The sequence below is a fragment of the Staphylococcus parequorum genome (assembly GCF_039237145.1).
Classification (GTDB): Bacteria; Bacillota; Bacilli; order Staphylococcales; family Staphylococcaceae; genus Staphylococcus; species Staphylococcus equorum_A.
In genome coordinates this window covers 1,413,304-1,436,872 of record NZ_CP150682.1, presented here as the reverse complement: position 1 = coordinate 1,436,872, position 23,569 = coordinate 1,413,304, and the positions used below count along the sequence as shown (strand labels likewise).

Genomic DNA, 23,569 nt, shown 5'->3' with positions numbered 1-23,569 from the left:
ATCATTCATGTTTAATCGAACAAGTATATATATTTTAAGAACTTCAACAGTATAACAGATATCTAGCATCCTATACTTATGCTCAATATAAAAGCTGAGACAACTCATTTAGAATGAATTGCCTCAGCTTATTATTATTTGAAATTTAAATTTCTTAATCTTCTATTAAAGAATAGATAATCCTGAACTTTGAATATCTTTAGCAAATCCTTGTACTGTATCAACTGATAATTCGTTAATATCACGGCCAAGGTTGTTATTTACTTTTTTAACAACGTCTGCAGGACATGTAATGATATCTGCGCCAACTTCATCCGCTTGGATTACATTGATTACTTCACGACAGCTTGCCCAAAGTAATTTAACGCCTTTTTTACTATGTGTTACTTCTGCTGCATCTTTCATCATTGGAACTGGATCTACACCAGTATCAGCAATACGACCAGCAAATACTGATACATATGTTGGAACACCTTCTGTTACAGCTTCTGTAATTTCTTTAACTTGATCTAAAGTATAAACAGCAGTTACATTTAAACGTACATTGTCTGCTGATAATTTTTTAATTAGAGAAATAGTTGATTCACCTTTTGTGTTTACGACTGGAATTTTAACAAATACGTTTTCACCATATTGTTTCAAAATTTCAGCTTCTTTTTCCATTGTTTCTAAATCATCTGCGAATACTTCGAATGAAATAGAAGCATCAGGAATTTCACGAACAGCTTCTTCTGCGAAAGCTTTATAATCTGTTACACCTGCTTTTGCCATTAAACTAGGGTTAGTAGTAAAACCATCTACTTGTTTATTTTTATAAGCTGTTTTCATTTCTTCAATATCTGCACCATCTGCAAACACTTCAACATTTAATTTTGCCATTACTAATTCCTCCTGACTTAAATAAATAATTCAATAAAGAATTATTCTTATAACGGTTATTAACCATACAACTCATTTATACCACCATTAATCACTAAATTCTAATTTTTTGCTTAAATTGTCAAAATCTTTAGAGTAAAAAGAAACATTAAGATACTTCAAGCTCTATATTGTTATGTTTTACTATAAATCTAAATATATATATATTCTAAATTTACAAATTAGTTAAATTTTTGTAAATCTATGGTATTATTATTTAATGAATTGTACTAGGAGGTAAATATGGCACGTTCAAAACTTTATTTTTATTTATCTAGTTTATTGGTTATTATTAGCTTGTATTTTAATACTAGAAATCCTCTAATTACTATGCATTTTAGTTCAATGATCAAATTAATTTTTGTTTGTAGTATTATTAACGCTATAATTTTAATAATTTCAATTATTTTAGCAGATAAATCAATTAAACACTTACATGAAAATTCTGGATGGGTTAGAAAAGCAAGTAAAATATTACCTTATGTGATATTAGTAGTGCTTATCATCCATATCGTTGCTTCACTATCAACGTTTGGTATTATTTTCTAATTAATGCTACAAAAGTTATAATACTTTTGTAGTTTTTTATTTTTTGTCGAGAGGAAGAATAAAAACAATGCAATACTTATATATTTTTATAGGCGGCGCGATTGGTGCTTTACTAAGATATCTATTAACATTCATCAATCAAACTACTGAATTTCCAGCAGACACATTTATTGCTAATGTTGTTGGCGCTTTCTTAATGGGACTTATTGGAACGATGACTATAAAGTATTTTAGAAATAATCCATTACTTAAAAAAGGTATAACTACTGGATTTTTAGGTGCACTCACTACTTTTTCTACTTTTCAATTTGAGCTTGTTTCGTTTTTAGAACAACAAGCATATTTATTAATGATTTTATACGCTTTAAGTAGTTATATTATAGGTATACTTGTCTGTTATCTTGGTGTGAAAATGGGGGCTCGTATATCATGACACAATTACTGTTAGTTATGTTAGGTGGCGGTCTCGGAGCTGTAATCAGAGGATTTATTACTAACGTTTGTACAAGTAGATTTAATAGTAAGCTACCTATTGCAACGCCAATTGTTAATATATTAGGCAGTTTAATAATTGGTTTATTGATGGGTATGACATTAAATATAGATTGGGTCCATCCCTTTGTAGTTGTCGGCGTTCTCGGTGGATTAACTACATTTTCTACTTTATCTTCAGAGTTAGTCAAATTACTAACATCCGAAAAGAACATTTTTAACTTTTTAATTTATTCTTTACTGCAATATGGCGTTTCATTTTTATCCTGTTTATTAGGATACATCATGATTTAGCCGATTAATTGAAATTCAGATGCATATAAATACAATAGGTATTAATAACTTCAATCACCATCCTTATTATAAAAATAGTTAAACATACGGCTTAACTATAAAAAGACTTAAAAGGGACCAATCTATTTGAAAAAACAAATAGATTGGTCCTTTTCTATTTAAGAAGTGCGTATTTGTAACTCACTCTCTTCTTTTCATACTAGTGCCCACTATATTCAGATGGATCTGGTCCAATTCTTCTATCTTCGTTGAGTTTATCTAATTTCTCAATTTGTGCTGATGTTAATTGGAAATCAAATACATTTAAATTTTCTTCTATTCTAGAAGGCGTTACTGATTTAGGTATTACTACAACACCATGTTCTATGTTCCAACGAATAATCACTTGTGCTGGTGATTTCCCTACTTCAGATGCAACACTTTTTACAGTATCATCTTCTAAAATTTGCGCATTCATGAGTGGTGACCATGATTCCATGTGAATATTTTGTACTTCTAAATATCTGCTTAATGATTCTTGCAATAAATATGGATGGAATTCAACTTGGTTAATCACAGGTTTAATAGAAACTTGGGCTAACAACGCTTCAAAATGCTCTGTTTTAAAATTACTTACACCAATGTTTTTCACTCTGTCATTTTTGTATAAATCTTCCATACCTTGCCAAGTATCTATCATTAAAGCTTCATCTGTACCTGGCCAATGCATGAGATACAAATCTAGGTAATCTAATCCAAGTTTATTTAAACTCGTTTCATAAGCATCTGCAACGTTTTCACGGCCATAATCTGCTAACCATAATTTAGATGTGATAAACAAATCACTTCTTTGCTTACCTGTAGCTACTAAACCTTCTGCGATACCTTCCCCTACTTTTTCTTCGTTATCATATACCATTGCCGTATCTATATGTGTGTAACCATTTTCTATCGCATGTTTTACTGATGCTTTACATTCGTTACTGTTTTCGACACGAAACGTACCTAAACCAACAATTGGCATTTCATTGCCATTATAAAAAGTTACATGTTCCAAATTAAAATCCCCTTTTCTATTTAGATAACTATTATATTAATCAATTTTCTTTAAATTATAAATTAAAAGGACTTTAATTTACCAAATTATCTCGAATTAATAATTAAAATACATTGTTCAGGCATTTTAAAATTCAACAAAAAAAGATAGATAACCTATATGGCTACCTATCTTTGTTAAAATTAAGTATTTCACATTAATTAAATGTTTCTATTTCATCCATAACACGTTGTAAATCTTCAACATTGTATTGAATTCGACCGTGGAATACAAATTTATTAAAGAACTCATCAAGTTGCTCTGCACCCACTAGCACTTTAGTATTTGAACTTTGTGCATAATTTGAAATTGTTACAGCACCTTCATTTTTAGGATTGAAGTATAAAATAGTAGTTGGTGTGAATTTTAAATTGAGTTCTGTTTGGATATCACCGGCAAGTTTTTCTATTTCATTTAAGTGCGATGTATAATTTACAAACGATAATGATTGCGTATCTTCATTCTGATCTAACACAAGTGTTTGTGGTGTATGCTTATCAAGATCTAAAGTATTAAATACCTGCTCCATCATTGGTTGTTCTTTGAATTGGGCTGCACTAACACCATTATAAACATGCCCTTTCAATAATTGAGAATCTATGATGTATAAACCAGTACGTGTCAGTACTAAATGACTGATACGTTGAACATCGCTAAATTCATTTCTAGGTAAAAATATATTAGCCATAATGTGCATATCTTCAGGACGTATTCTTTTTTCATTTACAAGACGTTCACGGATACCAATCAATCTCATGTCAGTTACATATTCACTATGATTCTTAGAAAATAATTTTAAAGCATCAATTTCTCTATCTTTAGAACTAACTGTAGCTGCATATTCTTCCTTTTGCTTCGTTACAGTTTTTTTATTTTCTATTCTTTCCTTTTCCAACTCTTCTTCATGCTCATCGCTTAATTTTTGTTCTCTAGATTTATACTGCTCTTCAGCGTTTTTTTGCGCTTTCTTTTTACTTTTTAAAGCAAGCATAAATAATATCAAACAAATGACTGCTACGATGATTGCCACGATTAAACCAATTTCTATTGGCCCTAATGAATTCATAACAAAAACGCTCCTTTATGTGTTCAGTAACTTAATTATAATAGATAATAGCTCATCATTCGATAGAAAAGTCCAGAAAATTAAATTTTAGTTTTTTATGCTTCTACAGAATCTTTTAATAGGTTTACTTTATCTAATTTTTCCCATGGTAATAAGATATCTGTACGGCCAAAATGACCATAGGCAGCTGTTTGTTTATAGATTGGATGTTTTAAATCTAACATTTTAATAATGCCAGCAGGTCTTAAGTCAAAATGCGTGCGTACAGCTTCTACTAACTCATCTTCACTTACGCTACTTGTTCCAAATGTATCAATAGAAATTGAAACTGGTTCAGCAACACCAATTGCATATGCTAATTGTACTTCACATTTGTCTGCTAATTTAGCCGCAACAATATTTTTAGCTACATAACGTGCAGCATAAGCAGCAGAACGGTCAACTTTTGTTGGGTCCTTACCACTGAAACAACCGCCACCATGACGTGCATAACCACCATATGTGTCTACAATAATTTTACGACCAGTAAGTCCAGCATCTCCTTGAGGACCACCAATCACAAAACGACCAGTAGGATTAATATAAAACTTAGTATCTTCATCTAATAGATGTTCAGGCACTGTTGGATAAATAACGTGCGCTTTAATGTCATCTTGTATTTGTTGCAATTCAGTATCTTCTGCATGTTGCGTAGAAACAACGATAGTGTCTATACGTTGCGGCTTATCCTGTTCATCATATTCAACCGTTACTTGTACTTTCCCATCTGGGCGTAAATATTTTAATATTTCATCTTTTCGTACATCAGATAATTTCTTAGCAAGTTGATGTGATAAGAAGATTGGTAAAGGCATATACGTATCCGTTTCATTTGTAGCATAACCAAACATTAAGCCTTGATCACCAGCACCAGTTGCTTCAATTTCTTCTTCTGATGCATCTTCACGATACTCTAATGCTGTGTCAACACCTTGCGCGATGTCAGGAGATTGCTCATCAATTGCAGTTAATACGGCCATGGTTTGACTGTCATACCCATATTTTGCACGTGTGTAACCAATCTCTTTAATTGTTTCTCTTACTACTTTTGGAATATCAACGTAAGTTGTTGTAGATATTTCACCTGAAATTAACGCCATACCAGTAGTTACCGTAGTTTCACAAGCGACCCTTGCATTAGGATCGTCTTTTAAAATCTCATCTAATATTGCATCAGATACTTGATCCGCTATTTTGTCCGGGTGCCCTTCTGTTACAGATTCTGAAGTGAATAATCTTCTATTGTATGTCATAATTTGCTCCTTTAGTTTTAAATTACGAAAATTCTCTCTCTGTTGAGCTCATTAAAAAAGGCCTTCATCACTATATTAAATAGAGAGAAGGCCCTTATACGTCCATTCGCTCTTATCGTTCAGACGATATATGTCTGCAAACGGTTTGGCACCTTTCTTCGTATTAAGAAGAGGTTGCTGGGCTTCATTGGGTCCATGTCCCTCCGCCACTCAGGATAAGAGAATCCGTTAAGTCCTATAGTACCTAATCTATGATATATTGTCAATTTAACAATTATTAATATTTATTTAAAATTTCTAAAATTCCTTTTAATATGATGTGGACTATTAATTCATATGTGTTATACTCTTTAATTGTAAAGGCTTACATTAACTAAATAGCGTTGGAGGGATTAGTATGGCGGTAGATACATACACATACACAAGCAAGATTGAAAGTATATTAGAGAAACCATCATCATTATTTCAACTATCTACAACACAGTTGTATAACAAAATTTTAAATAATGATGAAGGTGCATTGACTGAACTTGGAGCAATTAACGCTAAAACAGGTAAATACACAGGTCGTTCTCCAAAAGATAAGTTTATTGTAAATGAACCATCTTATAGAGATGACATCGATTGGGGAAACATAAATCAACCTATCGAAGAAGAAACGTTCTTAAATTTGTATGATAAAGTTTTAGCCCATTTAAACAAAAAAGATGAACTTTATGTATTTAATGGTTATGCAGGTAGTGATGAAGATTCACAATTAAAACTCACTGTCATTAATGAGTTAGCTTGGCATAATTTATTCGCACAAAATATGTTCATTCGCCCAAGTACTAAAGAAGAAGCTAGCGAAATCAAATCAGATTTCACTATTGTTTCAGCACCTTCTTTTAAAGCAGTTCCTGAAGTTGATGGCACAAACTCCGAAACATTTATAATTACCTCTTTCAAACATAAAGTGATATTGATTGGTGGCACTGAATATGCTGGAGAAATGAAAAAAGGAATTTTCTCAGTAATGAACTACTTACTCCCTAAAGATAAAATCATGAGCATGCACTGTTCGGCTAACGTTGGCGATAAAGGTGATGTAGCATTGTTCTTCGGTTTATCCGGTACAGGTAAAACAACACTTTCTGCTGACCCAACACGCAAACTGATTGGTGATGATGAGCATGGTTGGAATGAAAACGGCATTTTCAATATTGAAGGTGGCTGCTATGCTAAAGCAATTAACCTTTCATATAAAAAAGAACCGCAAATTTACGACGCAATTAAATATGGTACTATTTTAGAAAACGTAGTTGTCGATGAAGATGGTGATGTAGACTTCGATGATAACTACTACACTGAAAACACTAGAGCTGCCTACCCAATTGATCATATCGATAATATCGTGACACCATCTAAAGCAGCACATCCGAATACAATTATTTTCTTAACTGCTGATGCTTTTGGTGTATTACCACCTATTTCTAAACTATCTAAAGATCAAGCGATGTACCATTTCCTTAGTGGTTTCACAGCTAAATTAGCTGGTACAGAACGTGGTGTCACAGAGCCAGAACCATCATTTTCAACTTGTTTCGGTTCACCATTCTTACCTCTCAACGCAAAAGTATATGCAGATTTATTAGGAAATTTAATTGATAAACATGGTGTAGATGTTTATCTAGTTAATACAGGTTGGACTGGTGGCCAATATGGGCTCGGACGTCGCATTAGCCTTAACTATACAAGACAAATGGTAAACCAAGCTATTACTGGGCAATTAAGTGAAATTGAATATATGAAAGATGATATGTTCGGATTAGATATCCCAGTAGAAATTGAAGGTGTACCACAGACATTATTAAACCCTATTAATGCTTGGAGTAAGCCAGAAGCATATAGAGAGCAAGCCCAAGATTTAATTAACCGTTTTAAACATAATTTCGAAAAATTTGGTACAGAAGTAGAAGATTTAGCTAACAATGGCGGTTTCAAATAAGTTAAATAAATAAAAAGGCATGAACTACGAAAGCATTGTAGTTCATGTCTTTTATTTTTCATTATAATTTTGTTTAATATGCTGGACTTCAACATCTGTCATCCATTGTTTGATGGTCGACAATGTAGATTTTAATGCAAAAGGTCTAGGAATATGTCCTTCTTCCATTTGATAAAATGTACGATAAGTCATACCTATACGATTTAATTGTTCCGCTAAATAATACGCTTGATGAATACCAACTTGATGATCTTTTCCACCGTGAACTATTAAAATTGGTGGGCTATCCTCAGTAATTTGAGAAACTGCATCTCGTTGCCTATACGCTTCAGCATTCTTTTTAGGATGACCAATCATACGTTTAAGCATTCCTCTTAAGTCTACACGCTCTTCATACATTAAATATATATCAGAGACGCCACCCCAAATTATATAACTAGATATTGGTAAATCTTGAAATGTTAATAATCCTTGTAGACCACCTCTAGAAAATCCAATCATGTGAATATGTGCCTCTGGATACATTTGGTTTAACATTCTAATAGCAACAGTAACGTCGTTTAAATCCTCACCGTAAAATGCATCTTTTCCTTCACTGCCATTATTCCCTCGATAATATGGACCGAAAACTAATGTATGATCGTCTGCAAATTGCATTAAACGTCCTGTACGTACCATACCTACTTGCCCTTTTCCACCTCGTAAATAAATTACAATTCTTTCAACATTAGCTTTAGGTGCCATTAAGAGGCCACGCACTTTTAACGCATCGACACGATATGTGACTTCTTCAAAAAAATGTGTTGATGATTCAACTGGCATACGTTTTCTATGAATAAAATCCAAGCTCCATCACTCTCTCTAAACATTGTAAAATTGCTGCATCTTTCAATAAATAGCTTTTACGTTCTTCTGGAATATCATAAACATTATTATAAAATAAAGGTCCATTTGTTTCTAAATAGTCGTTTTGTTGCGCTACATCCTTAACGACAACCATAAATACATCTTTAGTAAAGCTTAATCCATTTTGTCTTTCTACACGATATTGCGCAATATAATTACACTTTTTTATCGTTGCACCTGTTTCTTCAAATAATTCTCTAGCTGCTGCTACCTCACTGGATTCTCCTATTTCTTTTTTGCCACCAGGAAACTCTATACCTCTCAATTTATGATTGGTAAACAGCAACTCTCCTTGAAATATAGGTATAATCAAGACATGGTTACCATCAGCATGATTTTCGTCATTTTTATATGATAAAAACACATCATCATTTTCGCTATCTTTAAACTTCACGTTCATCCTTCTCCCTTTAATTATGTTAAACTATCTATGCTAAGTTATTTGTTGGAGGCAAAATTATAATGAAAACATTGTTCCTAGGACTTATACGTATTTATCAACGTTTCATTTCGCCAATGACACCTGCTACATGTCGCTTCTATCCAACTTGCTCTGAATATACGAGAGAAGCGATACAAGTCTATGGTGCATTTAAAGGTACGTGGTTAGGTGTTAAAAGAATTTCGAAATGCCATCCACTTCATAAAGGTGGCTTTGACCCAGTACCATTAAAGAAAAAAGAAAAGAAAAAAGATTAATAAACGCGCTTTAATTGTGCTGTATTAACAACAGGAGGTTCAAAATATATTGAATCTCCTTTTAATATGCCTGCATTATTTACTATATCATTTTTAAAATAATAACCTTCTGGTGTGATATCGCTTGGATAGTCAGCAAATTGAGCTAACAATGCGGTGAAATATCTACTTAATCCATATTCATACATACCACCGATAACAATTTTGATATCTTTTGCTTTTAATACGTTAATGATTTCTAATACTTTATCTACGCCACCCAATCTAAATGGTTTCAACACAACTACATCAATAGGATTATTAGCAATGATTTCCATAATTTGATCTTGAGATAATGCTTTTTCATCAATTGCGATTGGTGGTAGTTCAGACTTAGTAAAAGCCTCTAGTTTATCTAACGATTTAAAAGGTTCTTCGATATAGAGTAATGATTTATTAGCCAGTTGTTTTAACTTGTGCGACTCATTATCTTGAATAGATTCATTCGCATCTATTGCGATATCCGGTTGAAAATCTAATTGTTTTAACATTTCAATATTTTGTAGTATATGCTGTGACCATTTTATTTTAACACGTTGTGGTTGGGTATCTACAAGTTGCTTTAAATTCCCTTCAGTCAAACCACTGACTGTTGCGCCATAAGGAACATTAAATGAATGCATTTCATAAAACATTTGATAAAAAGCCATTACTAGCATGCTTCTTGTAGCTGGATATGCCATCAAACAACCTAATGTTGCTTGTGCCTCTCCAAAATGATTAAACGTTTCATTTTGGTATTGTTTAATCCATTTCTCAGTTTGGCAGCGTACAACTTCTATCGTTTCTGGTGAGTACCAATCCGTCTCAAAAGCATTACATTCACCAAAATAATGTTGCTCCGTATCAGTAATTAATTCAATAATTAATACCTTCCGGCAACTCAATTTAATTTTCGGCGTCACAATAGCATGTTTAAAACTAGTATTATATTCGTATAATTTCACTGCTTGTAATTTCATATCCACCTCGAATTTAAAGTTTCAAACGGTTTCTCTGTAGCTTTCCTGTTGATGTATAGGGTAATGATTCAACACGTACAAATTGCTTAGGTATTTTATATTTTGCTAAATTTTGTTTGAAATGTTCTAATAATTGCGCCTCAGATATTGTTATATTCGCAACGTAATATAAATATGGGACTTCCCCCCAAGTATCATCTTCTATGCCGACACACATCGCATCTTCTATGCCAAAATAATTCTTAGCAACTGACTCAATTTGATAAGGATAGATATTTTCTCCACCACTGATTATTAAATCTTTTCTGCGATCATAAACCATGACATAACCTTCGTCATCTATTTCTGCAATGTCACCAGTATTAAAATAGCCTGCTTCAAAAGTATCTTGCTTATTTTCAGGATATAGATAACCTTGCATAACGTTATCTCCTTTGATTAACAATTCACCATGACCTTGCGTATTTGGAGCTTTAATTTTTACATCAACATTTTCACTCGGTTTCCCTACTGTATCATAACGATGTGCTAACATCTCTGGTGAGGCAGTTAAAAACTGTGAACACGTTTCTGTCATACCGAAGGAATTATATATTGGCAATCTACTTTGAAGTGCTTGATCAATCAAAGCACTAGAGAGTTTCGCACCACCAAGTAATATCTTTTGAACATGATAAGGTTGATTAAACCCTTCATCCATTAACCATTTTAAGGTTTGTGGTACGAGTGACACATGTGTAGGTAATTCTTCTTTTATAATATTTAACATAGTTACAGAATTAAATTTAGATGCTATACGAACTGTAAAGCCTTCAATTAATGCTCTTAATACTACGCTTAATCCTGAAATATGATAAATAGGCAATACCGATAACCATTTAGTATTCTGATCAAACCCAAGGCTTTCTTTACAACCACTTGCACTTGCATAATGATTGCTAAATGTCTGTGGCACAGCTTTTTGAGGCCCTGTTGTCCCTGATGTAAACATAATTGATGCAATACGTTCTATTGAAAATGAAGCTTCAAATTGCTTATCATCCAAATAAGTCCATAAGTTTTCAAAATTAACTATATGAATACCTTCTAATTGTATTGGCTCACGTGCTATCACAGTATCAACCTCAATTGATGCCATTTGTGCAAGCATTTCCTTCTTAGTCAGCCTTGTATTTAACATAGCAATTTCAATTCCAGCTAGCCACGCTGCATTAATTAAAATGACAGATGCTATCGAATTATCGATATATAATCCAATTCTTGGCTTATCTAATTGTTTTAATTGATATGCTAATCTCGAAGCATATTGATAGGTCTTATTAAATGAAATTTGCTTTGTGCCATCATCTATAAACACCTTTTCACCATTTAGTTCTGCTTGTTTTTTCAACCAAAATTCCACGCCTACATTCCTCCATCTCATATTATATTATAACGCTTTTATTATTATTTAACATGGTCCAAATCTTCACTTTAATGTTATGACTACGCAAAGGTTTTATAAGTTAAATTTTTAGTCACACATTCTAATTTTTAAAGCTTGTTATTATTTCAAATAGCTTTTGAATTTTCATACATATGTTTTTTTACATTTACCGTTATATTTTTCACACTTTACTAAACTTTATTCCATCTCATATTTAACTTTGCTATTTTAGTTTAAAGGAGTGATTTCTTATGAAAATGATTAGTGTCATTATGCCTACATATAATAATGGAAAAATGATTTCTCGTACTATCGATTCAATTCTAAATCAAACTATGAGTCATAAAGATTTTGAATTAATAATTATAGATGATCATTCAAACGATATTGAAACCATTGAAACTATTAAAGCATATTGGGTTAATTATAAGCATTTAATAAAATTTAAAAGATTAAATAAAAATACAGGAAGCGCAAGTGCTCCAAGAAACAAAGGCATAAGCATGAGTAATTCGGAGTACATTTTCTTCTTAGATTCTGATGATTACTTGCATGAAAGAGCGTTAGAGGACCTTTACATATATGGGAAAGAAAATAATAGTGATTTAATTATTGGTAAGTATGGTGTGGAAGGAAAAGGTAGAGGTGTTCCGAAAGCAGTGTTTGAAAATGGTAATGTGCCAAGAGCAGATATTATAGAAAACAGTTTATTTTATGCATTATCAGTTTTAAAGATGTTTAAAAGTAATATTATACATAAAAATAAAATTCGTTTTAAAACAAATGCTAAAACTGCAGAGGATCAACTTTTCACTATAGAATTCCTAATGAATTCAAAAAATTATTCTATTAAAACTGATTATGAATACTACATTGTTGTGAATGATTTCTCGAAAAAAAATCATCTATCTACTAAGAAAAGCACACCAAAACAATATTTTTCTACTATAAGTAATATCTATAACGCTATATATTGCAGTAAAGTATACAAAAAGCGAGTGCTCCGTGACAAACTTGCAGCGAAGTATACGACAAGACTATTTAGACATGGACAGAATAAGCATTTTTCAATTAGTAAAATGAGTTATAGAGAGAAAAAAGAATGGCTTAACTATTTATCAAAAACTATAAATGAAGTTCCCAGAACCGCAGATACATATGTAACACCTATATTTAATTTAAAATTAGAGGCTATACGACAAAATAACCTATTAGCTGTGATGACTGCAGATAAAATATTAAAAGGTGGTTAAAGATATAATTGGAAAACTTTAATTATGAAAATAGACATTACTTAGCATTGAAGCAAGAAGATTTAAAACTAAACAAAGAAAAAATTGAATGGATATTCACCAATTATGAGCAAATTACATTTTCAGTTAAATGGAACAAAAATAAAACACCAATATTAATGATGAATGGGTATAAAATAGCAAGTATTAGCAATTTAAAAAGTCATATAAACATTCATGATTTAAAAGGAGAATTTAATTTTAATAATACCCCTCTTCTCCGTGTATCTTGTAGATTTTAAATCATTATAAGATGATAAGTTAACGAGTCATTTAAGTGATTGTATTCTATTCCTAAAATTGTTTCAACAATTTAATTAACTACATGGGTGATAGCATTGTTTGATATGAACATCGAAGTTTCCATTGGCAGCATTAACTGAGTCACATTATAAAAAAAGCAGACAAACATGTGCTTTCAAAATTGGAATATCATAAATAGAAAATATGTTTAATTTATCATTTTTAGTTATTTATATTCAAAAATATAAATTTTTCCACGCTAAAATCCCTCAAAAAACTATTTTTTCTTTTATTTTATAGTTTAAAAGTATTATTAATGGGTATATACTTGTTAATGAATCATTTACAAGGAGAGATAAAAATGAAATTAAAATTGGTGACTGCGGTTGCACTATCAGGTATTTTGCTTACAGCATGTGGTAATGGAGATTCAGAGAGCGATACTAAATCTGAGGATTCTAGTAATAAAGATACAGATAAACAAGTTATTGCTTTAGATAAAATCAAAACAAGCCCTGAAGATGCTATTAAAAAAGCACAAGATGAATATAGCGGACAAGACTTAAAAGGTATCTCTTATGAAAAGAGTAATGGTGAATGGGCTTATAAAATAGAGCAACAAAAAAATGGTGAAGAATCAGAAGTTATCATTTCTGATAAAAACAAAGAAGTTTTAAATAAAAACACTGAAAATGAAGATTCAGTAAATAAAAATGAAGCCTTTAAATATAGTGATGCCATCGATTATAAAGATGCTATCAAAAAAGGACAAGAAGAATTTGATGGCGACATCAAAGAATGGTCCCTATCTGAAGATGATGGCAAACTCGTTTACGATTTAGACCTAAAAGATGATAGTACTAAGCACGAAATCACAATAGATGCTAAAAGTGGCGATGTACTAAACAATGAACAAGATGATTAAAACGCACTAAATAACAAAGGAGAATCAATATTAAATTATTGATTCTCCTTTATTATTTCTATAAATTTATGACTTACACGATATGTTTATTCCCCATAGAAATAGATAATCTATTCCACATATTAATTTGATTAATGATTAATATTAAGTCTGTGTACTCCTCTTCTGTATACACTTTACGAACTTCGTTAAATAGTTCCTCTGTAACGCCATTTACAGTAATATTTGTCACTGCTTCTGCAAGTTTAAAAGCTAGTTTATCTTTTACAGAATATATATTTGTTTCATGCCATGCGTTTAATAAATAAATTTCTTCTTCTGATACTTTCATTTTTCTAGCATCTGCAGTATGCATACCAATACAAAAAGCGCAGCCGTTTATTTGAGAAACACGTATTTTAATCAACTCTCGTAACTTTCTATTAATAGATGTTTTCTTTAATTGTTTTTCCAAATCCATAATTAATGCCATTTCTTCCCTAGCAATTTCATAATAATCTATTCTATTTTCCAAGTATGAGCCCCCGTAATTATGATTTTCAAGCTTTCTAATTTAGTATAGTTTTTAAATTTAAAAATCACAATTTCTTTGTTTAGTACCCATCTTTTTAATAGTTAGACGAAATAAAAAACCCCCACTACATCAACATTCTAAGGAATGATGAGTAATGAGGGAAATCATAATCAAATAGCGGAGAGTGAGGGATTCGAACCCTCGAGACGCTTGTGACGTCTACACACTTTCCAGGCGTGCTCCTTCGGCCAACTCGGACAACTCTCCAATAGAATATAAAAAAACAGAAGCGATATTTCACTTCTGTTTGTATGACCCCGACGGGACTCGAACCCGTGTTACCGCCGTGAAAGGGCGGTGTCTTAACCGCTTGACCACGGGGCCATATGGCTCCACAGGTAGGACTCGAACCTACGACCGATCGGTTAACAGCCGATAGCTCTACCACTGAGCTACTGTGGAATAATTAAAATGGAGCGGGTGATGGGAATCGAACCCACAACATCAGCTTGGAAGGCTGAGGTTTTCCCATTAAACTACACCCGCTTAATTAATCATTATGGGGCGGATGATGGGGATCGAACCCACGCGTGTCGGAACCACAATCCGATGTGTTAACCACTTCACCACAACCGCCAAAACTAATATTAAAAAAATGGTTCAGGACAGAGTCGAACTGCCGACACATGGAGCTTCAATCCATTGCTCTACCAACTGAGCTACTGAACCATAATGATAATGGCGGTCTCGACGGGAATCGAACCCGCGATCTCCTGCGTGACAGGCAGGCGTGTTAACCGCTACACTACGAGACCTAAAATAAAAAATTGCGGGAGGCGGATTTGAACCACCGACCTTCGGGTTATGAGCCCGACGAGCTACCGCTGCTCCATCCCGCGGTAATATTATTAATGACGCCTACCCAATTAATATACCATGAATCTTTACTTAATGTCAACAACTTTTTAAAAGTAATTTACATTGGCTTAATCAGGAGTTAAAACTTTAATGCGATAATTGATGTTTGCACATCCCCTATCAATCAATACTAACTTAGTATATAAATTTCCAACACTTTAGTCAATAACTTTTATAAACTATTTTGTGTAAAAAAGGAATATAATAATAATATTTTATCTTTAGTTCCTTATTTATACAAAATTCTATTGTTTTCATACTTAAATACTACATTTATAGTGATGTCATTACATTCAATATTGTACATTAAAGAACAATAACTAACTAAATAATGTTCTTTAATGTACAATAGTAAATTACTTACTCATAATGCCTTGCATTTTTCCATGTAAAATTGTGAATGTAGTGAAGCCATCATCTTCTATAAAGTGGCCACCGTTCTCTGTAACTTTACATACACCATTTAATGTATCCATTAATCTTTTAGTTTCTAAATACGATACATATTCATCATTTTTAGAACATAAACCATAAAATTCATCTACTTTATTTTTAACAATCTCATAATCGATTGCTTTTGTTTCAGGATCGATGTAGGCATCTATTTCTTCCGCGTCATCCATAAAGCCTGCAACACTAAACAATCCTTCGATGTGGTTTATATTCATTTCTTCTATATACTTTAGTGATGCTAAAGTACCAAAACCATGTGTTATAAAATACGTTTCATATTTTTTTACAGTGATCTGGTCTTTCATTCTTTCCACCCACTGCTCAAGATTATCATTTTCTTCTACTGGTAAATCAAATAATGTTACATTGTAACCTTCTAAAATAAGATTATTAGCTAACCATTTATACCAATGATTTGTGGCATCTCCAATTTTTGAATGTACAATTATAATATCTGTCATAACTACTCCCCCTGTACAATAGCTCATAAACCATTGTTATATTGCTACTGCATACGTTTCTACTACACTATATATTAAGTATCTCACAATTATTATAAATATTAAATTATCCAACAATTAAAAATATAAAAATAAGCCGCTACTTCGATATAATAACTTATTATATCGAAGTAGCGGCTCTTTAAACTTTCTATTATAGTTCAGCTATTAATTCTTCGACAGCATTTTTGCCTTGTTGAATACAATCAGGTAACCCTACTGCTTCAAATGAGGCACCAGTAATACGTAGTCTTGGATAGCTTGTTTTAATATGTGTTTGTAATTCTTTAATACGATCTATATGGCCTACATGGTATTGCGGCATGCTTTTAGGTAATCTATTCACGATGCTGAAATCTGGTGCACCTTTAAATGTCATCATTTGACTCAAATCTTTTTTAACAATATTTACAATTTCCTCATCTGTGTGATCGTCCACGACCGTGTCATCAGGTTTACCTACGTATGCACGAATAAGTACTTTACCTTCTGGTGTTGTAAATGGCCATTTTTTACTTGTCCATGTACATGCAGTGATACTTGTCTTACTTGTACGCGCAATGACAAATCCGGTACCGTCATATGTGTTTTCAATATTTTCTTCATCAAAAGCTAATACGACTGTTGCCACAGTCGTAGAATTCATTGTATTGAAATAGTCAAAGGAAGGATCATTGCCAAACCATTGCATAAATGTTTGGTGTGGCGTAGTAACTAGGACACCATCATATTCAGTTTTCGTTTCTGATGTGACGATTTCATAAGATTTTTGAGCAACAATAATATCTTGAATAGGCGTATTAAACTCTATTTTGACACCTAGATTTAAAACATATTTTGTTAAAGCTTCTATAAATGAACTCAGACCATGTCTGAATTGCTTGAATTGTCCTTTTGGCGCACCTGGATATAGTTGACGTTGTTTTTGTCGTTGTTCTTTTTCATATCGCATACCTTTAATTAAGCTGCCAAATTGTTCTTCTCTTTGTTTGAATTCTGGAAAAGTACTCATCAAACTCAAGTCATCTATATTCGTACCGTAAATACCACCCATTAGAGGTTCTATTAAGTTTTCTAACACTTCATCCCCTAGACGTTGGCGGAAAAATGATCCTACTGAAATATCATGGTTCATTTCTATCGATTTCTTAAATAAATCTAATCCAGCTGTTAATTTACCCGTAGGAGAAATTAATTTTGTCTTTAAAAATGGTTTAATGTCAGTTGGCACACCTAAAATTGATCCGCCTGGGATAGGAAATAATTTATTTTTAGCATATATAAAAGACTGTCCTGTTTGGTTTGTAATAAGGTCATTTTCTAAACCAATTTCTTTAGCAATATCTGTCATTATCTGTTTGCGTCCTAAATAGGATTCTGGCCCAAGTTCAATGGTGTAACCTTCAGTTCTATAAGTTTGAATTTTACCACCAGTTCTATTAGATGCTTCATATATAGTGACATCAATGTCAGGTCGTTGTTTTTTAATAAAATATGCACTTGATAAACCTGTAATACCAGCACCAATAATCGCAATACTTTTAGTCAAAACAGTTCACGCTTCCTTTAATAAACATTTTTGATTTCATCAACGATTGCCCCAATAAACAATGGATCCGTATTAGGCATTGAGGGACGGAAATAGTTAACGCCTAATTCGTCGCAGACTACTTTACATTCATAATCATTATCGTATAACACTTCTAAATGTTCACATACAAAACCAACAGGAGTGTAAATGAAATTTTTATAGCCATGTTCTTTATATAACGCCCTAGTTAAATCTTGAACATCAGGCCCTAACCACGGTGTACCAGTATTACCTTCAGATTGCCACCCTTCAGCTACATGGAGAATATTAGAATGTTCTTCTAATAATTGTGCCGTATGGTGTAATTCATTTGGATATGGATCATTATTTTGCTCAATAAGTTCTTTTGGCAGGCTGTGCGCTGATACAACTAACACTGTTTCATTATGTTCTTCTTCTGGAATTTCCGATAATGACTCATTCACTTTTTCTGTCCAATATTGAATGAATTTAGGTTGTTGATAATAGTGTTCTACATGTTTAAATGTAATACCATATTTATCCGCTTCTTTTTGAGCTCTCGTATTATATGAACCAACTGAGAAACTAGAATAATGTGGCGCCAATACTACTGTAACTGCTTCTTCTATACCTTCATCATACATTGATTGAACCGCATCTTCTATAAAAGGATGTATGTGTTTCAAACCAATGTATAATTTAAATTCAACATCACTGTAAGCTTCGTTTAGTGCATCACAAAGTGTTTCAGCTTGGCGATTGGTTGTATTAGCTAATGGTGATAACCCACCGATATGTTTGTATCTGTCTTTTAAGTCTTGTAATTCTGCTTCAGTAGGTTTTTTCCCATGTCTAATATCTGTGTAGTAAGCCTCAATATCACTTTCTTGATATGGTGTTCCATATGCCATAACTAATAAGCCTATTGTTTTTGTCATTTTTAAATCATCCTTTTGTATAATAAATTTTAGATGTATATGACATAATAAATTGTTACTCTTGATGACGTGTGTTTATGTCTACTATCTCTTAGTATAATCATGAACGAATGTTGTTATACGTTTAAGTGTTTCTGGTTTAACTTCTGGAAAAACGCCATGTCCAAGGTTGAAAATGTGCTGTCCATGTTCCATACCTTGATCTAATATTGGTTTTAATCTTTCTTCAATAACGTCCCATGGTGCTAATAACAATGATGGGTCTAAATTGCCTTGCAGTGTTTTAGTGATATTTAAATCTCCAGCTTCTTTGATAGAGAGTCTCCAATCTAGACCTAATACATCGATAGGTAATGAATTCCACTCCTGTGCTAAATGACTTGCACCTACACCAAATAATATTACAGGTACATCATGTTTCGCTTTTATACCCTTAATAAGTTTCTCCATCGCTGGTTTAATGTAATAACGATAATCTTTTACATTTAACGCCCCAGCCCATGAATCAAACACTTGTATTATCTCTGCGCCAGCCTCAACTTGAGCAGAGGTATATGTGATGGACATGTCTACTAAATGATCCATAAGTGCAAACCAAGTTGCTTCGTCACTATACATCATTGCTTTAGTAAAATTATAATTCTTTGAAGGTCCACCTTCAATCATATAACTTGCTAATGTAAATGGCGCTCCCGTAAAACCAATTAATGGCACATTTAATTTTTCTTCAGTCAATATTTTTATTGTATCTAAAACATATGGCACGTCACGCTTAGGATCAATCTTTCCTAATTTTTCAACGTCGTGTATATTTTTTATAGGGTTGTGAATTACTGGACCTATACCAGATTTAATCTCTACATCTACCCCTATCGGCTGAAGTGGTGTCATAATATCTTTATACAGCACCGCTGCATCTGTATTATAATTATCAACTGGTAAATGTGTAACATAAGCACATAACTCAGGTTGATGTGTAATTTCAAATAAAGAATACTTTTCTTTCAATTTTCTATATTCAGGCTGTGATCTACCAGCTTGACGCATAAACCATACTGGTGTGTGGTCTACCGCCTCACCATTTATCATATCTAGGATTGTATTATTTTTATTATGCACCTTGAATCCTCCTACATTATAATCATTCTTATTTATAATACCATACTGTTATATACCCCGTATTTCATTGTGTTAAAATGTCATAAAAAAGACAAACAGTCTACTTTTACCATCTTAATCATTTGACTATTGTTTTCTTTTAGAAATCTATTATAATGTTATCAAAGACTATTATTATATTTATTTGATAACATAGATATATCTATAGTACAGTATAATAGTTATATGCACTTTCTTAAACAAAGCAAGGGGGAAATCTTATGAAAATTCATGCATCTTATGGTACTTTTGGTTATTTGAATCAAATCAGACTTAATAACCCTGATCATAACTTATTACAATTTTCAGCTTCTGACTCTTCAGTAATCATTGAAGAAACAGATAATCAATCCGTTTTAAAACAACCTTTAGTTTATGAAGTTCTAAAGGCTGAGGGCGATTTAGATGAGAATAACTTTTATTCAGTAATATTTATTCCGACTTCAGAAGATCATGCTTATCAATTAGAGAAAAAATTGGAAGGCTTTTCTACTGATTTCAATCAATTTGCTGGTTATAGAAGTTATCGTTTCTTAAAACCGGAACAAGGTTTAACATATAAGATTTACTTTGGCTTCGAAAGTAGAAATGCTTATGAAGATTTTAGAGCTTCGTCTTTATTCAAAGACAACTTTGATAAGCTGGCATTAAGCCAGTTCTTCGGCTCAAGTCGTCAACATTCGAGTTATTTCGAAAGATATTTATTCCCGATTGATGATAATTAATATTGGAAATTACAATTTTTAAAATAAAAAGTCGTTTCTTATGCGCTAGATAAACTATCTAACACATCGAGAAACGACTTTTTTTAATCTCTTAACAATGTTTCTTGATATTTAAGTTTTTTAATGACATTTAAAATTGTTAGCCAACCTACAAGGAAGTATAACAAACCAAAGTAACTATAGAGCGGAAATACTACAGCATAGATGATAATAAATAACGCTCCTACAATTAACATTAATCTATACAAGAATTGTTCATATCCTTTTATTACTTTCGATTCAGTAACGGGCCATACTTGTGGCCACAACCCATAGGCTTGTTGTGTATAAAATTGTGCCATTTGTAATAAGATAATGTACATAAACAAGCTACCAATAATTAACATGATAATAGGTTGTTCTAACCAAAACATTAAAACAAGTGCAAGCATTACTAACCTTAAAATAATATTAAAAGCATCTTTACCACGTACAAAACTTCTTATAAATAAATAAAGATACATATAATTTGAATTAAACTTTTTACGCTTAGGCGTAATCAGCAATGGATCTAGATAGCTTCTTCTTACTGCTGTTTCTTTAAGATGTTTTACATCCGTGAACATATTAACGAATTTATAATAATTCATGTGATGTTGATGTTCTGATTTAATCATTCTTTCCCAAGGATATAAATGTGTCTTATTTTGATAACGGATTAACATTGTTATACCCACGAGGAGGAAAACAGAAGTAATACTTGATAATTGTTTCGGGTCTAATGCTAAGTAATATCCCGAGGTGAAAATAATAAAGAGTAATACATACAGAGACCAACCTTCTAATCGGTATTTATACCATTGCCATTTTAATAATAAACCTAGCAATGGGAAAATGAGTGCTAATACAGCAAACAAAATATAAAAACCAAACGTTTGATTATTAATCACAAAGAACAATGGGAATAACACAATTAGTATTAATACTTGAAACCCTATTCGAGAAAAGTAACTATAAATCAAACTATGTTTCATATATTCCGACATGTGTTTTTCAAATGGTAATAGAAAAAGTCTATCTGCATCTTTAAGCAACGTTCTAATTGGAAACATAGATGTTAATGCTACGACGATACTAGCAATCAAAGCGTAATTAAAATCATGTGGTATAGATTGTAGCCAATCACCATAGCCTACTAGAAAGGCACCAAACATAATTACAAGAAATACGGAGAAATGGCCATTAAAGATGAATTTATTATAGTATTGCTTTTCTTTGCTTATCTCTTGTTTTCTTGTATTAAATAATTGTTTCGCATTTTGATTCATGTTTGTTGGCCACCTTGTGTGACATGGATATATATTTCATCTAATGTTTTACCTTCTAAGCCTGTTTGTGCTCTTAGTTCATCTAAGTTTCCGAATGCTACAATTTGCCCTTCGTCCATAATTAAGAATCTATCGCAGTATCTTTCTGCAGTTGCTAAAATATGTGTACTCATTAATACAGTACGACCTTCGTCTTTTTTCTCAACCATTAAATCTAACATTGATTGAATGCCTAGAGGATCTAATCCAAGAAATGGTTCATCAATAATGTATAATTCTGGATCTACAATAAAGGCACAAATAATCATTACTTTTTGCTTCATACCTTTAGAAAAGTGGCTTGGAAATATATTTAATTTATCTTCTAAGCGAAATGTTTTTAATAAAGGTTGTGCCTTCTCCATTGCAGCTTCTTTGCTAATATTATAAGCCATAGCTGTCATGTAGATATGTTCTTGCAATGTTAATTCTTCATAAATAACTGGAGACTCTGGAATATAAGATAATTTTCTTCTATAAGTTTCAACATCTTGTTTTATATTTATATTAGAAATTGTCATCTCACCTTCCATAGGTGTCAGTAAACCAAGCATGTGCTTGATTGTCGTACTTTTACCTGCTCCATTTAATCCAATAAGCCCAACAATTTCACCTTGGGTTAATTCAAAATTTATATTTTTAATTACAGGTCGTTTACCATAACCGCCTGTTAAATGTTCTATTTTTACTGTCATATGGCACCTCCACAAATTATATTGTATCAAAAATCAGTCTATAGGCATAAATTTACTGCGAAAAATGACGGAAATAATATACTAATGCTATAATAGTCAGTAACAATCTTACAAGGAGTGAAGATTCATGTCAGAAACAGTCTTTAGTAAAATTATTGATGGTGACATACCTAGCCATAAAGTATACGAAGATGATTATGTTTACGCATTTTTAGACATTTCTCAAGTTACAAAAGGTCACACACTATTAGTTCCTAAAAAAGCATCAGCCAATATTTTCGAAACAGATACTGAGACAATGAAACATATTGGTGCAGCATTACCTAAAGTGGCAAATGCGATTAAAAAAGCATTTAACCCTGATGGATTAAATATTATACAGAATAATGGTGAATTTGCCGATCAATCTGTCTTCCATCTTCATTTCCACTTTTTACCAAGATATGAAAACGATGTGGATGGCTTTGGCTATAAATGGGAAACGCATGAAGATACGATTGATGATGACCAAAAAGCTAAACTCGCACAAGAAATAGCAGCTCAATTCGACTAAATATGCTTATCTTATCTCATACGGGGTATATAAAACATATTAAAGAATGCGA

The 23,569-nt window shown here is 32.3% G+C and carries 25 protein-coding genes, 8 tRNA genes and 1 riboswitch; of the genes, 10 read left to right on the top strand and 23 right to left on the bottom strand.

Annotated features, from left to right (window positions below):
* Window positions 1-165: 165 nt before the first annotated feature.
* Complete coding sequence (locus AAA453_RS07000) at window positions 166-879, bottom strand: transaldolase (protein WP_069818193.1); 714 nt, start codon at window positions 877-879, stop codon at window positions 166-168.
* Between the two features lie 282 nt (window positions 880-1,161).
* On the opposite strand from AAA453_RS07000, the gene AAA453_RS06995 reads away from it, so the two are divergent.
* The 3 genes from AAA453_RS06995 to AAA453_RS06985 all read left to right on the top strand — a co-directional run bounded on the left by AAA453_RS06995 (window position 1,162) and on the right by AAA453_RS06985 (window position 2,253).
* Entirely contained in the window at window positions 1,162-1,467 is a 306-nt protein-coding gene (locus AAA453_RS06995) for a hypothetical protein (RefSeq protein WP_002507278.1), read from the top strand.
* Between the two features lie 67 nt (window positions 1,468-1,534).
* Window positions 1,535-1,900, top strand: a complete 366-nt coding sequence (gene crcB, locus AAA453_RS06990) for a fluoride efflux transporter CrcB (protein WP_427707025.1) — start codon at window positions 1,535-1,537, stop codon at window positions 1,898-1,900.
* On the top strand, window positions 1,897-2,253 hold the full coding sequence (locus tag AAA453_RS06985; protein ID WP_046465624.1) for a fluoride efflux transporter FluC: 357 nt from the start codon (window positions 1,897-1,899) through the stop codon (window positions 2,251-2,253). The genes crcB and AAA453_RS06985 overlap by 4 nt, the downstream gene beginning before the upstream one ends.
* A 199-nt stretch (window positions 2,254-2,452) precedes the next feature.
* Here the strand turns inward: AAA453_RS06985 and AAA453_RS06980 are convergent, their stop codons facing one another.
* The 3 genes from AAA453_RS06980 to metK form a co-directional block, all read right to left on the bottom strand.
* A complete protein-coding gene (locus tag AAA453_RS06980; RefSeq protein WP_427707023.1) occupies window positions 2,453-3,289 on the bottom strand; it encodes an aldo/keto reductase in 837 nt (278 codons plus the stop codon).
* A gap of 196 nt (window positions 3,290-3,485) precedes the next feature.
* Window positions 3,486-4,394, bottom strand: coding sequence for a nuclease-related domain-containing protein (locus AAA453_RS06975; protein WP_069818189.1), 909 nt, complete (start codon window positions 4,392-4,394; stop codon window positions 3,486-3,488).
* A gap of 95 nt (window positions 4,395-4,489) precedes the next feature.
* Window positions 4,490-5,686 (bottom strand): methionine adenosyltransferase, encoded by a 1,197-nt coding sequence (gene metK, locus AAA453_RS06970; RefSeq protein ID WP_046465627.1) that lies wholly within the window; start codon window positions 5,684-5,686, stop codon window positions 4,490-4,492.
* A gap of 109 nt (window positions 5,687-5,795) precedes the next feature.
* Window positions 5,796-5,908, bottom strand: a riboswitch (SAM riboswitch).
* Window positions 5,909-6,083: 175 nt separating this feature from the next.
* On the opposite strand from metK, the gene pckA reads away from it, so the two are divergent.
* Entirely contained in the window at window positions 6,084-7,673 is a 1,590-nt protein-coding gene (gene pckA / locus AAA453_RS06965) for a phosphoenolpyruvate carboxykinase (ATP) (RefSeq protein ID WP_046465628.1), read from the top strand.
* Between the two features lie 51 nt (window positions 7,674-7,724).
* On the opposite strand, the gene AAA453_RS06960 is transcribed toward pckA, so the two are convergent.
* Both AAA453_RS06960 and ytkD read right to left on the bottom strand, forming a co-directional pair.
* Entirely contained in the window at window positions 7,725-8,519 is a 795-nt protein-coding gene (locus tag AAA453_RS06960) for an alpha/beta hydrolase family protein (RefSeq protein WP_427707021.1), read from the bottom strand.
* Window positions 8,503-8,979, bottom strand: coding sequence for an RNA deprotection pyrophosphohydrolase (ytkD, locus tag AAA453_RS06955; RefSeq protein WP_427707018.1), 477 nt, complete (start codon window positions 8,977-8,979; stop codon window positions 8,503-8,505). The genes AAA453_RS06960 and ytkD overlap by 17 nt, the downstream gene beginning before the upstream one ends.
* Window positions 8,980-9,041: 62 nt before the next feature.
* On the opposite strand from ytkD, the gene yidD reads away from it, so the two are divergent.
* Window positions 9,042-9,278, top strand: a complete 237-nt coding sequence (yidD, locus tag AAA453_RS06950) for a membrane protein insertion efficiency factor YidD (RefSeq protein WP_002507269.1) — start codon at window positions 9,042-9,044, stop codon at window positions 9,276-9,278.
* Here yidD and menC read toward each other — a convergent pair.
* Both menC and menE read right to left on the bottom strand, forming a co-directional pair.
* Window positions 9,275-10,279, bottom strand: coding sequence for an o-succinylbenzoate synthase (gene menC / locus AAA453_RS06945; protein ID WP_427707016.1), 1,005 nt, complete (start codon window positions 10,277-10,279; stop codon window positions 9,275-9,277). The two genes, yidD and menC, sit on opposite strands and share 4 nt — an antisense overlap.
* A gap of 13 nt (window positions 10,280-10,292) precedes the next feature.
* Complete coding sequence (gene menE / locus AAA453_RS06940) at window positions 10,293-11,681, bottom strand: o-succinylbenzoate--CoA ligase (RefSeq protein ID WP_427707014.1); 1,389 nt, start codon at window positions 11,679-11,681, stop codon at window positions 10,293-10,295.
* A gap of 275 nt (window positions 11,682-11,956) precedes the next feature.
* Between menE and AAA453_RS06935 the strand changes: the two genes are divergently transcribed.
* From AAA453_RS06935 to AAA453_RS06925, 3 genes are all read left to right on the top strand, one after another.
* Complete coding sequence (locus AAA453_RS06935; RefSeq protein WP_427707012.1) at window positions 11,957-12,958, top strand: glycosyltransferase family 2 protein; 1,002 nt, start codon at window positions 11,957-11,959, stop codon at window positions 12,956-12,958.
* Window positions 12,959-12,966: 8 nt separating this feature from the next.
* A complete protein-coding gene (locus AAA453_RS06930) occupies window positions 12,967-13,239 on the top strand; it encodes a hypothetical protein (protein ID WP_056935754.1) in 273 nt (90 codons plus the stop codon).
* A gap of 362 nt (window positions 13,240-13,601) precedes the next feature.
* Window positions 13,602-14,165, top strand: coding sequence for a PepSY domain-containing protein (locus tag AAA453_RS06925; protein WP_427707010.1), 564 nt, complete (start codon window positions 13,602-13,604; stop codon window positions 14,163-14,165).
* A gap of 73 nt (window positions 14,166-14,238) precedes the next feature.
* Here AAA453_RS06925 and AAA453_RS06920 read toward each other — a convergent pair whose 3' ends face one another.
* The 13 genes from AAA453_RS06920 to hemE all read right to left on the bottom strand — a co-directional run bounded on the left by AAA453_RS06920 (window position 14,239) and on the right by hemE (window position 20,159).
* Entirely contained in the window at window positions 14,239-14,679 is a 441-nt protein-coding gene (locus AAA453_RS06920) for a carboxymuconolactone decarboxylase family protein (protein ID WP_046465635.1), read from the bottom strand.
* Between the two features lie 178 nt (window positions 14,680-14,857).
* A tRNA-Ser gene (locus tag AAA453_RS06915) sits at window positions 14,858-14,946 on the bottom strand.
* A gap of 45 nt (window positions 14,947-14,991) precedes the next feature.
* A tRNA-Glu gene (locus AAA453_RS06910) sits at window positions 14,992-15,063 on the bottom strand.
* Between the two features lie 3 nt (window positions 15,064-15,066).
* Window positions 15,067-15,141 (bottom strand) — tRNA-Asn (locus AAA453_RS06905).
* A 10-nt stretch (window positions 15,142-15,151) separates the two neighbouring features.
* Window positions 15,152-15,225 (bottom strand) — tRNA-Gly (locus AAA453_RS06900).
* A 14-nt stretch (window positions 15,226-15,239) separates the two neighbouring features.
* Window positions 15,240-15,315, bottom strand: a tRNA-His gene (locus tag AAA453_RS06895).
* 20 nt (window positions 15,316-15,335) lie between these two features.
* Window positions 15,336-15,408, bottom strand: a tRNA-Phe gene (locus AAA453_RS06890).
* Window positions 15,409-15,418: 10 nt separating this feature from the next.
* Window positions 15,419-15,494 (bottom strand) — tRNA-Asp (locus tag AAA453_RS06885).
* A gap of 12 nt (window positions 15,495-15,506) precedes the next feature.
* Window positions 15,507-15,578: transfer RNA gene (locus AAA453_RS06880), tRNA-Met, on the bottom strand.
* 375 nt (window positions 15,579-15,953) lie between these two features.
* Complete coding sequence (locus AAA453_RS06875) at window positions 15,954-16,511, bottom strand: RBBP9/YdeN family alpha/beta hydrolase (protein ID WP_427707008.1); 558 nt, start codon at window positions 16,509-16,511, stop codon at window positions 15,954-15,956.
* Between the two features lie 193 nt (window positions 16,512-16,704).
* Complete coding sequence (gene hemY / locus AAA453_RS06870) at window positions 16,705-18,099, bottom strand: protoporphyrinogen oxidase (RefSeq protein ID WP_427707006.1); 1,395 nt, start codon at window positions 18,097-18,099, stop codon at window positions 16,705-16,707.
* Between the two features lie 17 nt (window positions 18,100-18,116).
* Window positions 18,117-19,040, bottom strand: coding sequence for a ferrochelatase (gene hemH / locus AAA453_RS06865; RefSeq protein ID WP_285323446.1), 924 nt, complete (start codon window positions 19,038-19,040; stop codon window positions 18,117-18,119).
* Between the two features lie 84 nt (window positions 19,041-19,124).
* Window positions 19,125-20,159 carry a uroporphyrinogen decarboxylase gene (gene hemE, locus AAA453_RS06860; RefSeq protein WP_069818066.1) on the bottom strand — a complete coding sequence of 345 codons (1,035 nt, stop codon included), beginning with the start codon at window positions 20,157-20,159 and terminating at the stop codon, window positions 19,125-19,127.
* 260 nt (window positions 20,160-20,419) lie between these two features.
* Here hemE and AAA453_RS06855 point away from each other — a divergent pair, with 260 nt between their 5' ends.
* The gene (locus tag AAA453_RS06855) at window positions 20,420-20,923 is read left to right on the top strand and encodes a signal transduction protein TRAP (protein ID WP_285323448.1); all 504 of its coding nucleotides are present in this window, start codon (window positions 20,420-20,422) and stop codon (window positions 20,921-20,923) included.
* An 83-nt stretch (window positions 20,924-21,006) separates the two neighbouring features.
* Here AAA453_RS06855 and ecsB read toward each other — a convergent pair whose 3' ends face one another.
* Both ecsB and ecsA read right to left on the bottom strand, forming a co-directional pair.
* Entirely contained in the window at window positions 21,007-22,230 is a 1,224-nt protein-coding gene (ecsB, locus tag AAA453_RS06850; protein WP_285323449.1) for an ABC transporter permease EcsB, read from the bottom strand.
* Window positions 22,227-22,964, bottom strand: coding sequence for an ABC transporter ATP-binding protein EcsA (gene ecsA, locus AAA453_RS06845; protein ID WP_069818064.1), 738 nt, complete (start codon window positions 22,962-22,964; stop codon window positions 22,227-22,229). The genes ecsB and ecsA overlap by 4 nt, the downstream gene beginning before the upstream one ends.
* A 127-nt stretch (window positions 22,965-23,091) precedes the next feature.
* Between ecsA and AAA453_RS06840 the strand changes: the two genes are divergently transcribed.
* Window positions 23,092-23,517, top strand: coding sequence for an HIT family protein (locus AAA453_RS06840; protein WP_046466338.1), 426 nt, complete (start codon window positions 23,092-23,094; stop codon window positions 23,515-23,517).
* Window positions 23,518-23,569: the final 52 nt, after the last annotated feature.

Coding starts and splice junctions, on each gene's coding strand:
- hemH (WP_285323446.1), bottom strand. CDS start 19,040: ATGACAAAAACAATAGGCTTATTAGTTATGGCATATGGAACACCATAT.
- crcB (WP_427707025.1), top strand. CDS start 1,535: ATGCAATACTTATATATTTTTATAGGCGGCGCGATTGGTGCTTTACTA.
- AAA453_RS06935 (WP_427707012.1), top strand. CDS start 11,957: ATGAAAATGATTAGTGTCATTATGCCTACATATAATAATGGAAAAATG.
- ytkD (WP_427707018.1), bottom strand. CDS start 8,979: ATGAACGTGAAGTTTAAAGATAGCGAAAATGATGATGTGTTTTTATCA.
- pckA (WP_046465628.1), top strand. CDS start 6,084: ATGGCGGTAGATACATACACATACACAAGCAAGATTGAAAGTATATTA.
- AAA453_RS06875 (WP_427707008.1), bottom strand. CDS start 16,511: ATGACAGATATTATAATTGTACATTCAAAAATTGGAGATGCCACAAAT.
- yidD (WP_002507269.1), top strand. CDS start 9,042: ATGAAAACATTGTTCCTAGGACTTATACGTATTTATCAACGTTTCATT.
- ecsB (WP_285323449.1), bottom strand. CDS start 22,230: ATGAATCAAAATGCGAAACAATTATTTAATACAAGAAAACAAGAGATA.
- AAA453_RS06985 (WP_046465624.1), top strand. CDS start 1,897: ATGACACAATTACTGTTAGTTATGTTAGGTGGCGGTCTCGGAGCTGTA.
- AAA453_RS06925 (WP_427707010.1), top strand. CDS start 13,602: ATGAAATTAAAATTGGTGACTGCGGTTGCACTATCAGGTATTTTGCTT.
- metK (WP_046465627.1), bottom strand. CDS start 5,686: ATGACATACAATAGAAGATTATTCACTTCAGAATCTGTAACAGAAGGG.
- AAA453_RS06975 (WP_069818189.1), bottom strand. CDS start 4,394: ATGAATTCATTAGGGCCAATAGAAATTGGTTTAATCGTGGCAATCATC.
- AAA453_RS06840 (WP_046466338.1), top strand. CDS start 23,092: ATGTCAGAAACAGTCTTTAGTAAAATTATTGATGGTGACATACCTAGC.
- AAA453_RS06855 (WP_285323448.1), top strand. CDS start 20,420: ATGAAAATTCATGCATCTTATGGTACTTTTGGTTATTTGAATCAAATC.
- AAA453_RS07000 (WP_069818193.1), bottom strand. CDS start 879: ATGGCAAAATTAAATGTTGAAGTGTTTGCAGATGGTGCAGATATTGAA.
- ecsA (WP_069818064.1), bottom strand. CDS start 22,964: ATGACAGTAAAAATAGAACATTTAACAGGCGGTTATGGTAAACGACCT.
- AAA453_RS06995 (WP_002507278.1), top strand. CDS start 1,162: ATGGCACGTTCAAAACTTTATTTTTATTTATCTAGTTTATTGGTTATT.
- menC (WP_427707016.1), bottom strand. CDS start 10,279: ATGAAATTACAAGCAGTGAAATTATACGAATATAATACTAGTTTTAAA.